Annotated in this window: 2 protein-coding genes; both read left to right on the top strand. The window is 69.0% G+C overall.

What is annotated here, in order from left to right; genetic code table 11:
• Nucleotides 1–52: 52 nt before the first annotated feature.
• A complete protein-coding gene (locus I53_RS00960; protein ID WP_251982171.1) occupies nucleotides 53–1921 on the top strand; it encodes a HAMP domain-containing methyl-accepting chemotaxis protein in 1869 nt (622 codons plus the stop codon).
• A 166-nt stretch (nucleotides 1922–2087) separates the two neighbouring features.
• The coding region (locus tag I53_RS00955) for a hypothetical protein (protein ID WP_043345707.1) at nucleotides 2088–2349 on the top strand (262 nt) is incomplete at its 3' end.

The raw sequence follows: 2349 nt of genomic DNA, 5'->3' as shown, positions 1-2349 counted from the left end.
GCATCGCGCAGGACGGGGGCCCACCAACAGCAGTCTCGGCAGTGAGAGACCGGTGCCACGCGCTGTCGAGCAGGCGCTCAGCGAGGCTCGCACCGACACCGATGCGGCCCTACGAGAGGCCAGCCTCGCCGTGTCCACATTGCCGGAGCGATGGGGAGCCAAGGCCGCCGAGGCCGTCTCCGAGACCGTTCGGCGCCTCGCCACCGTGCGGCAGCAGGCCGATGCCGTGACGGCTCATGTTCAGGCACAGCGATCCCAGGACGCGGTGGCGGGGATCGTGAAGGCCTTGATCGCCGTCCCGCCAGTGCTCGACCAGGCGTTGAATGCTGTGGACGATGCCACGATGTCGGCCGATCCGAGCCTGGGCTCCTGGCTGACGATGGCCCGGACCGCGACGGAGCTGCGCGACTTCGCGGGTCAGATCGGATCCGTGTTCACCCCTGCTCTCGTGACCAGGCGGCGTATGACGGACGAGGAGATCGGGCAATACAATCGATTGAGCGGCTATGTCGACGCGCAGATGCGGCAGATCCTGCTCGCCCGTGGCAAAATCGGCGACGATGCGGGTGTCGATGAGCTCATCAGGACCATGCGGGCGCAATACATCGAAGGCGGCCAGAAATTGGCTGCCGATCTCGTGGCCCAAAGCTTATCCGGTCAGGCCGCGACCCTGACGGTACACGACTTTGCCGCCCGTTATGTCCCGGCCATGAGCGCGATCGTCGAACTTCGCGATCGATTGTTCGTCCGGGCTTTCGACCTGATCAAGGCGCGCATCGCCGCGGCCCGGACGCGCTTCGTCCTCTTCCTGATGGGCGGCGGCGCGGTGCTCGTGATGTGCGGCGGCGTGATCGTGGTTTGCGTCCGGAGGATCTCGATGCCGATCCGCCGCATGGCACAGGTCATGAGCCGGATTTCCGACGGTGACACCAGCCTCGTCGTTCCCGACACGGCCACGAAGAACGAGATCGGCGCGATGGCGGCGGCCGTGCAGGTCTTCAAGGATAATCTGATCCGGAGCCGGCACCTGGAGCTGGAGGCTGCTCAAGCGCGGGCCGCCGGCGAGGCGCAGCGCAAGCGCACCATGCTGGAGCTGGCCGACGAGTTCGAGCGGGCGGTCGGCAGCATCGTCGGCCAAGTCTCATCCTCGGCCACGGACCTGCAGGCCACCGCCCAGGCCATGACCGCCACCGCCACCCAGACGGCCGGCCAGTCCACGACCGTGGCGTCCGCCGCCGAACAGGCCGCGAGCAACGTCAACACCGTGGCGGTCGCCGCCGAGGAGCTGGGCACGTCCGTGCAGGAGATCAGCCGGCAGGTGGACGGCTCTTCCAAGCTCGCGCAAGCGGCGGTGGACGAGTCGGATCAGACGGCGGCTTTGGTGCAGGAGCTGAGCGGGACGGTCGCGCGGATCGGCGACGTGGTCGGGCTGATCTCCTCGATCGCCGGGCAGACCAACCTGCTGGCGCTGAACGCCACGATCGAGGCAGCCCGCGCCGGCGATGCCGGGCGCGGCTTCGCGGTGGTCGCTGCCGAGGTCAAGGAACTCGCCGGGCAGACCGCCCGGGCCACCGAGGAGATCTCAGGCCAGATCACGCGTGTTCAGGGCGTGACGGCCGAGGCGGTCGGTGCCATCGGGGCGATCACGGCGCGGATCCGGGAGATCAATGGCGTGGCGGCCTCGATCGCCGCGGCGGTCGAGGAGCAGGGCGCCGCCACGCAGGAGATCGTGCGCAACGTCGCCCAGGCGGCCACCGGCACGGCCGAGGTGACGAGCAACATCACCGGCGTGGCCGAGGCCTCCGAGGAGACGGGCGCGGCCGCGGCCCAGGTGCTCAGCGCGGCGGACGAGCTGTCGCGCCAGTCCGAGCATCTCGGGGCGGAGGTGGCGCATTTCCTCGCCACCGTCCGAGCCGCCTGAGACTGGCGCGGGCTCCGAGCCCCCTCCCGCTCGCCCGACTGCGTGCAGGCGGCTGGATCGGGTGCGATACGGGGCTCGGCCATCCGAGCGTCATCGCCGACGCCGGTCAGCCTGAGGAATGTGTCACGGCCTAAACTGCTTCACCTTGAGGCAGAACCAAGCCGCCATGACCGGAACGAACATCCCGCTGGGCTCCAAGGAGGATGAGACCGCCGTCGGATCACGGACGGACGCGCTCGCCGCCGATCTGGTCGTGGCGCGGATCGAGACGCTCCTGCAGGTGTTGCGTCGGAGACGGACCGAGCTGAAGGCCCAGATTGCCAATCTGCAGAGCGTGCAGCCGAGTGCCGAGACCCCGCTGACCGAGCTCACCGCGGCGTTGGTCGGCCAGATGAGCGACAGCGTGGCGCATCTGAACCTGCTCGTCG

The organism is Methylobacterium sp. B1, assembly GCF_000333255.1.
Taxonomy (GTDB): Bacteria; Pseudomonadota; Alphaproteobacteria; order Rhizobiales; family Beijerinckiaceae; genus Methylobacterium; species Methylobacterium fujisawaense.
This window is presented reverse-complemented; position numbering and strand designations above follow the sequence as displayed.